The organism is Modestobacter sp. SYSU DS0511 (assembly GCF_054050755.1).
Map to the genome: position 1 here is coordinate 1 of NZ_JBJGZY010000067.1, position 6,331 is coordinate 6,331.

Genomic DNA, 6,331 nt, shown 5'->3' on the forward strand with positions numbered 1-6,331 from the left:
CCCCACCCCCACGCCCCCCCCCCCCCCCCGCCCCCCCCCCCCCCCCCCCGCCCCCCCCCCCCCCCCCCCCCCCCCCCCCCCCCCGCCCCGCCCCCCCCGCCCCCCCCCCCCGCCGTCGTCGGTGGGCCCTCGTCGGTGGGCCCTGGTGCTCGGCCGCCGGTGCGTCCCGGCGGGCTCAGCCCAGCTGTCGGCGGACCTCGGCCGCCACCCGGCCACCCTCCGCCCGCCCGGCGACCGCGCCCTGCACCGCGCCCATCACCCGGCCCATGTCCTTCATCCCCGCCGCCCCGGTCCGGGTGATCACGTCGGCCACCAGCGCGGTCAGGTCGGCGTCGGCGAGCTGGGCGGGCAGGTAGGCGGCGACGATGCCCTCCTCGGCCCGCTCGCGCTCGGCCTGCTCGGCGCGCCCGGCCCCGGCGAACGCCTCGGCAGCCTCCCGGCGCTTCTTCGCCTCCCGGCGCAGCACCGCCTGCACCTCGTCGTCGGACAGCTCGCGGGCCTCCTTGCCGGACACCTCCTCGGCGGAGACCGCGGCCAGCACCATCCGCAGCGTCGCGGTGCGCAGCTCGTCGCGGGCCTTCATCGCGGTGGTCAGGTCGGTGCGCAGTCGTTCCTTCAGCTCAGCCACGGTGCCGAGCCTGCCACCCGGCCCACCACGGCGGCGACGCAGTTCCCCGGCCCCTAGGCTCGGGGGATGCGCGCGATCACCGCCGTCCCCACCGCCGTGCTCGCCACCGGCGCGGCCACCGTCGCCTACGCGGGCCTGGTCGAGCGCACCCGCTGGACGCTGCGCCGCTTCGACGTACCGGTGCTGCCGCCCGGTTCCGCCCCGCTGCGCGTGCTGCAGCTGTCCGACCTGCACATGACCGCGGGGCAGCGGAGCAAGCAGCAGTGGGTCGCCGGGCTGGCGGCGCTGGAGCCGGACCTGGTGATCACCACCGGCGACAACCTGGCCGGGACGGACGCCGTCCCGCCGACCCTGCGTGCCCTCGACCCGCTCATGGACCTCCCCGGCGCCTTCGTGCTCGCCAGCAACGACTACTACGCCCCGCGGCCGAAGAACCCGCTAAAGTACTTCAAGACCGATCACAAGCGGGTGCACGGCGACGAGCTGCCCTGGCGCGAGCTGCGCGACGTGATGACCGCCCGCGGGTGGCTGGACCTCACCAACGGCACCGGGGCGCTCACCGTCGCCGGCACCCGGATCGCCTTCGCCGGCGTCGACGACCCGCACCTGGAGCTGGACCGGTACGACGAGGTCGCCGGCCCGGCCGACGCGACCGCCGACGTCCGGATCGGGCTGGTGCACTCCCCCGAGCCCCGGGTGCTCGACCGGTTCACCGCCGACGGCTACGACCTGCTGCTGTGCGGGCACACCCACGGTGGCCAGCTCCGGGTGCCCTTCTACGGCGCGCTGGTCACCAACTGCGGCATCGACCGCGCGCACGTGCGCTGGCTGCACCGCTGGGCCGAGCCCACCCCGGAACACCCCACCGGCACCTGGCTGCACGTGTCCGCCGGGCTGGGCACCAGCCCGTACGCCCCGGTCCGCTTCGCCTGCCCGCCCGAGGCCACGCTGCTCACCCTCACCGCCCGTTGAAGGGCGAAGGACCCCGTCCCACCCACCCTTCGCACGCTCAGGGCGGTGCCCTGGACGGGGCCTGGCCCCCCACCACTCGCAGGCTCGCGGTGGGACCCTGCAGCGGGGCCGAAGGCGGCCGCTGAGCTCGATCAGGCATCGGCTACAGTTGTCGACGCACCTCGGGGTGTGGCGCAGCTTGGTAGCGCGCGTCGTTCGGGACGACGAGGCCGCAGGTTCAAATCCTGTCACCCCGACCAGTCACTCAGGGACCGCCCATCCGGCGGTCCCTGAGTGCGTTCCGGGGGAAGCTCACGGCACGGCACGGTTTCCGGCCGGCTCCCCGCGGGCACCGCCCGTCGGTGACCGAATGGCTGCTCCTGCTGGCAGCCGTGCTGCTGACCGCGCTCACCGGGTTCTTCGTCGCGGCCGAGTTCTCCCTCACCACCGTCGACCGGGGCAAGGCCGAGGAGGCCGCGGACGCCGGCGTGACCGGTGCCGCCGGCGTCGTCACGGCGCTGCGGGGGCTGTCCACCCAGCTGTCCGCGGCCCAGCTCGGCATCACGCTGACCACGCTGGTGGTCGGCTTCCTCGCCGAGCCGGCCCTGGGCGGCCTGCTGGAGCCGGTGCTGGCGGCCCTCGGGCTGCCGGAGAGCACCACGACGCCGATCGCGATCGCCCTGGCCATCTTCCTGGCCACGTTCCTGCAGATGATCATCGGCGAGCTGGGCCCCAAGAACCTGGCCATCGCCCGGCCGCTGCCGACCGCCTCGGTCGTCGCCCCCGGGATGCGGCTGTTCACCACGGTGGCCGGCCCGGTCGTGCGCACGCTCCAGGGGCTGGCCAACGCGATCGTCCGCCGGCTGGGGTTCGAGCCCCGGGAGGAGCTCGACGACACCCGCGACGCCGAGGGCCTGGCCGCCGTCGCCCGGCGCTCGGCCGAGGAGGGCGACCTCTCCCCCGTCGCCGCCCGGCTGCTGGCCCGTTCGCTGGGGCTGCGGGAGAAGTTCGCCACCGACGTGATGACCCCGCGCACGCGGCTGTGGACGCTGAGCTCGTCGGCGACCGCGGCCGACGTCATCGACGCCGCCATCCGCTCGGGCAACTCCCGCTTCCCGGTCTACGGCGCCGACCTCGACGAGGTGACCGGCGTCGTGCACGTCAAGCACGCGGTCGCCGTCCCCGACGAGGACCGGCTCGAGCGCACCGCCGGGGAGCTGGCCGAGCCGGTGCTCGCCGTCCCGTCGTCGCTGCGGCTGGACCCGCTGCTGGACCTGCTGCGCGAGCAGGGGCTGCAGCTGGCCCTGGTGGTCGACGAGTGGGGCGCCACGCACGGCATCGTGACGCTGGAGGACATCGTCGAGGAACTGGTCGGGGAGATCGCCGACGAGACCGACCGGCCGCTGCGCCAGCTGCGCCGCGTCGCGGACGACTGGCTGGTCTCCGGCCTGCTGCGCCCCGACGAGCTGCGCGAGCGCACCGGCATCGCGGTGCCCGAGGGGCGCTACGAGACCGTCGCGGGGTTCGTCGTGGAACAGCTGGCCCGCCTCCCGGAGGAGGGCGAGTCGGTGGACATCGAGGGCTGGCGGCTCACCGTCGACGAGGTGGACGGACGGCGCATCGCCCGGCTGCGCGCCGTGCCCGTCCCGACCGACGGCGCGGGCCCCGACGGCGACCCGCCCCGGGGTGGCGCCGTACGACCGGCCGGCGCCACCGCCGTCCGGTCCGAGCGAGAGGTGGCCCGGGCATGAGCGACGGGTTGGCCCTGCTGGTCCTGGTCGCGCTCCTGCTGGGCAACGCCTTCTTCGTCGCGGCCGAGTTCGCCCTCGTCTCCGCCCGCGCCGACCAGATCGAGCCGCGCGCGGAGGCCGGGTCGGTGCGCGCCCGGAAGACGCTGGCCGCCATGCACAACGTCAGCCAGATGATGGCCGGCGCCCAGCTGGGCATCACGCTGTGCTCGCTGGGCCTGGGGGCGATCGGCGAGCCCGCCGTCGCGCACCTGATCGAGGCGCCGCTGGAGGCCGCCGGCGTACCGGAGGCGCTGCTGCACCCGATCGCGCTGGTGATCGCCCTCTCGCTGGTCACCGTGCTGCACATGGTGCTGGGCGAGATGGTGCCGAAGAACATCACCATCGCCGGGCCCGACCGGGCGGCGATCGCCCTGGGCCCGCCGCTGGCCGTGCTCGTGCGGGTGCTCAAGCCCCTCATCTGGTTCTTCAACACCGTCGCCAACGGCTTCGTGCGGCTGTTCGGGGTCACCCCCACGGACGAGGTGTCGGCCAGCTTCGACGCCGGGGAGATCCGCTCGATGATCACCCAGTCCCGGCGGGAGGGGCTGCTGGGCACCGAGGTCAGCGAGCTGGCCGCCGGGGCGCTGACCTTCGAGCAGAACGACGCCCGGTCGGTGCTGCTGCCCCTGGACGACCTGATCACCGTGCCCCGGGAGACCACGCCCCGGCAGCTGGAGCAGGTGGTGGCCGAGCACGGCTTCTCCCGCTACCCGTTGTGCCGGCCCGACGGAGCCCTCGCCGGCTACGTCCACGTCAAGGACGTGCTGGACGCCGGCCCGTCGCACCGGGACCAGCCGGTGCCCGGCAGCGCGGTCAAGGACTTCGTGGAACTCTCCCCCGACGAGCCGCTGCCCGAGGTGCTGCAGGCGATGCGCCGCAGCGGTGCGCACCTCGGCCGGGTCGTCGCCGATGGCCGGACGCTCGGCGTGGTGATGCTGGAGGACGTGCTCGAGCAGCTGATCGGCGACGTCCGCGACGCCGGCGTCGAGCCGCCCCCCGCCGGCCGGGCGCCCACCGCGGAGGCCGTGGTCGGCGCCGGGGGAAGATGACCCGGTGACCGACGAGCAGAACGCTGCCAGCCCCGCCTCCGCAGCCCCCGCCCTGCCGCCGGAGGTCACCGCCCGCTGGCAGGCCCGCTTCCGTGCGCCGCGGATCAGCCTGCCGGACTGGGCGGAGGACGCGCCGCACCGCAACGTGTACGCCTCCGACGCCAGCGGGGTCGTCGAGCAGTACGCCTGGGACCGGGAGACCGACGGCCACCGGCAGGTCACCGACCGGCCCAACGGCACGCTGGCGGCCACGATCAGCCCGGACGGCGAGCGGATCTGGTGGTTCGCCGACACCGACGGCGACGAGTTCGGCGTGTGGCGCGTGCAGCCCTTCGCCGGCGGCGCCGACGAGGTCGCCGTCCCCGAGGTCGGGCCGGCCTACCCGGCGGGCCTGGAGATCGGCCGCACCGTGGTCGCGATCGGCCGCTCCACCGACGAGGGCAGCGAGCTGTGGATCGTGCCGTCCGGCGGTGCCCCAGCGGTCTTCTACACCTCGCCGGACCCGGCGTCGGTCGACGCGCTGTCCCGCGACGACGCGCTGCTCGTGTACTCCCACTCCGAGCACGGTGACCCCCGGTACCCGGCGCTGCGGGTGCTGCGCACCGGCGACCTGTCGGTCGTCGCCGACACGTGGGACGGCGAGGGCCGGGGGTTGCACGCGCTGAGCTTCTCCCCCGTCGCGGGCGACCAGCGGCTGCTGGTCGGGCACGAGCGCCGGGGCCGCGAGGAGCTGCTGATCTGGGACGTCGCCACCGGCGAGGAGACCGAGCTGGTGCTGGACCTGCCCGGTGACGTCACCGCCGGCTGGTACCCCGACGGCTCGGCGCTGCTGGTCGGCCACGACCACGCCGCACGCAGCGAGCTGTACCGCTACGACCTCGCCTCCGGGGCGCTGGAGCAGCTGGACACCCCGCAGGGCGTCGTCCGGGGGGCCACGGTGCGGCCCGACGGCACGGTGGAGCTGGCCTGGTCGTCGTCCGAGCAGCCGCCGGTGATCCGCCGGGCCGACGGCCCGGTCGTGCTGGCCGCCCCCGGCGAGGCGCCGCCGGCCGCCTACCCGGTCGAGGACCGCTGGGTGCCCGGCCCGGGGGGCGACGTGCACGCGCTGCTGGTCCGGCCGGCCGGGGAGGGCCCGTACGCCACGGCGTTCCTGGTGCACGGCGGCCCCGAGTCGCAGGACGACGACTCCTACCGCGCCCGCCGGGCGGCCTACGTCGACGCCGGCTACGCGGTGGTGCACGTGAACTACCGCGGCTCGACCGGCTACGGCAGCCAGTGGCGCGACGCCCTGACCGGCCGGCCCGGCCTGACCGAGCTGGAGGACGTCGCCGCCGTCTTCGACGCCCTGGTCGCCGAGGGCGTCGTGGACCCGGCCCGCGCCCTCCTGACCGGCGGTTCGTGGGGCGGGTTCCTCACCCTGCTGGGGCTCGGCACCCAGCCGGGCCGGTGGGCCGCCGGGATCGCCGAGGTGCCGGTCGCGGACTACCTGGCCGCCTACGAGGACGAGATGGAGGGGCTGCGCGCCTACGACCGCGCGCTGTTCGGCGGGTCACCGGAGGAGGTCCGCGACGTGTACGTGCGGTCCTCGCCGATCACCTACGTCGACGACGTCACCGCGCCGGTGCTGGTCGTCGCCGGGGCGAACGACCCGCGCTGCCCCATCCGGCAGATCGACAACTACGTCGACGCACTGGTGGAGAAGGGCAAGGAGCACGAGGTGTACCGCTTCGACGCCGGCCACGGCTCCCTGGTCATCGAGGAGACCATCCGCCAGGTCGAGGTCGCCCTCGCCTTCGCCCTGCGGCACGTGCGGCCCTGAGGGCCGCCCGGGGGGGGGGGGGGGGGGGGGGGGGGGGGGGGGGGGGGGGGGGGGGGGGGGGGGGGGGGGGGGGGGGGGGGCTGGGGTGGGGGGG

The 6,331-nt window shown here is 75.8% G+C and carries 5 protein-coding genes and 1 tRNA gene; 5 read left to right on the forward strand and 1 reads right to left on the reverse strand.

Going from position 1 to position 6,331, the window contains the following annotated elements; translation table 11 throughout:
• Positions 1-175: 175 nt before the first annotated feature.
• Entirely contained in the window at positions 176-628 is a 453-nt protein-coding gene (locus tag ACI783_RS19580) for a GatB/YqeY domain-containing protein (protein ID WP_457142001.1), read from the reverse strand.
• 66 nt (positions 629-694) lie between these two features.
• On the opposite strand from ACI783_RS19580, the gene ACI783_RS19585 reads away from it, so the two are divergent.
• From ACI783_RS19585 to ACI783_RS19605, 5 genes are all read left to right on the forward strand, one after another.
• The gene (locus ACI783_RS19585; RefSeq protein ID WP_457142002.1) at positions 695-1,600 is read left to right on the forward strand and encodes a metallophosphoesterase; all 906 of its coding nucleotides are present in this window, start codon (positions 695-697) and stop codon (positions 1,598-1,600) included.
• Between the two features lie 162 nt (positions 1,601-1,762).
• Positions 1,763-1,839 (forward strand) — tRNA-Pro (locus ACI783_RS19590).
• A gap of 102 nt (positions 1,840-1,941) precedes the next feature.
• Complete coding sequence (locus tag ACI783_RS19595; protein WP_457142003.1) at positions 1,942-3,330, forward strand: hemolysin family protein; 1,389 nt, start codon at positions 1,942-1,944, stop codon at positions 3,328-3,330.
• On the forward strand, positions 3,327-4,418 hold the full coding sequence (locus ACI783_RS19600; RefSeq protein ID WP_457142004.1) for a hemolysin family protein: 1,092 nt from the start codon (positions 3,327-3,329) through the stop codon (positions 4,416-4,418). Before ACI783_RS19595 ends, ACI783_RS19600 begins: the two co-directional genes overlap by 4 nt.
• Before the next feature lie 4 nt (positions 4,419-4,422).
• Entirely contained in the window at positions 4,423-6,237 is a 1,815-nt protein-coding gene (locus ACI783_RS19605; RefSeq protein WP_457142005.1) for a S9 family peptidase, read from the forward strand.
• The last annotated feature ends 94 nt before the right edge of the window (positions 6,238-6,331 follow it).